The sequence below is a fragment of the Amycolatopsis sp. WAC 04197 genome, assembly GCF_003947475.1.
GTDB lineage: Bacteria > Actinomycetota > Actinomycetes > Mycobacteriales > Pseudonocardiaceae > Amycolatopsis > Amycolatopsis japonica.
In genome coordinates, this window is record NZ_QHJK01000026.1 from 1 (window position 1) to 1355 (window position 1355).

Genomic DNA, 1355 nt, shown 5'->3' on the forward strand with positions numbered 1-1355 from the left:
GTCGCGAAAGCCACAGTGATGATGATGTGTGTGGATGGAGTTCTGGCGGGGTCTGGCTCGGAAAGCCACTGACGCCCTGGTTGGGTTGTCTTGCGAAAGATCTGCCGGCTTGTGCTGGGTCTCTGTTCATGCACGTGACCAGGCCGGGGATGTGACTTGATAGGAGCCTGTGCCACCAGGACACCCATCACTGTGTTGTCCATCCCGGCCCGGTACGTGCCATCCGTTCAACCCGATCGAGACACGGAATGGCAGTGACCAGGATGACCGATCAGCAGCATGCCGTCGACACGACCCGGGTGACCGGCGGGGTCGATACCCATAAGGACACCCACACCGCCGTGGCGGTCGACGGGCTCGGCCGGGTGCTGGGCACGTGCGTGTTTCCCGCTACCAGCACCGGATATGCCGCGCTGCTGGCCTGGCTGAGGAACTTCGGTGCCGTCACCGCGGTGGGTGTCGAGGGCACCGGTTCCTACGGCGCCGGGCTTGCCCGCTACCTGGCCGCCGAGGACGTCACGGTGGTGGAGGTCAACCAACCCGACCGGCATACCCGCCGCCGCACAGGGAAAACCGACACCCAGGACGCGATCAACGCCGCCCACGCCACACTCTCCGGCCGCGCCGACGCCGCCCCCAAAGCAGGCACCGGGCCCGCCGCGGCCATCACCGCCCTGCGCACGGTGCTCACCAGCGCGGTCAAATCCCGCACCGCCGCGCTCAACCAGCTCGACGCGCTGATCGTCACCGCCCCGGCCGCACTACGCGAAACCCTCACCCCGCTCACCGGCACCACCTTGATCACCGCCTGCGCCCGGCTCCGCCCCGGCACCGACCTCACCGACCCGCGCACCGCCGTCAAAACAGCGCTACGCCGCCTCGCCCGCCGCATCCAGCACCTCACCACCGAGATCCACGACGCCAAAACAGAACTGGCCACCCTGACCCGCCAGGTCCTGCCCACCACCACCGCCGTCTTCGGCGTCGGCCCCGACACCGCCTCCCAGCTCCTGGCCACCGCCGGGGACAACCCGCACAGGATCAGCACCGAAGCCCGCTTCGCGCACCTCTGCGGAACCGCACCCATCCACGCCAGCAGCGGCCGCACCAACCGCCACCGCCTCAACCGCGGAGGCGACCGCCACGCCAACGCCGCGATCCACCGCATCGTGCTCGTCCGCATGCGCCACTGCCCCCGCACCCGCGCCTACGTCGAACGACGCACCGCCCAAGGCCTCCCCAAACGACACATCATCCGCTGCCTCAAACGCTACACAGCACGCGAAATCCACCGAGCACTCATCACAGACCTCACCCACACCCCTTGACATCAATAGGAGCATCTTTCGCGACGT

Annotated in this window: 1 protein-coding gene; it reads left to right on the plus strand. The window is 68.0% G+C overall.

Features of this window, described 5'->3' with window-relative positions:
* The first annotated feature begins 263 nt into the window (after nt 1–263).
* The gene (locus DMC64_RS42550) at nt 264–1328 is read left to right on the plus strand and encodes an IS110 family transposase (RefSeq protein ID WP_125738238.1); all 1065 of its coding nucleotides are present in this window, start codon (nt 264–266) and stop codon (nt 1326–1328) included.
* Nucleotides 1329–1355 lie beyond the last annotated feature (27 nt).

Coding starts and splice junctions, on each gene's coding strand:
- DMC64_RS42550 (WP_125738238.1), top strand. CDS start 264: ATGACCGATCAGCAGCATGCCGTCGACACGACCCGGGTGACCGGCGGG.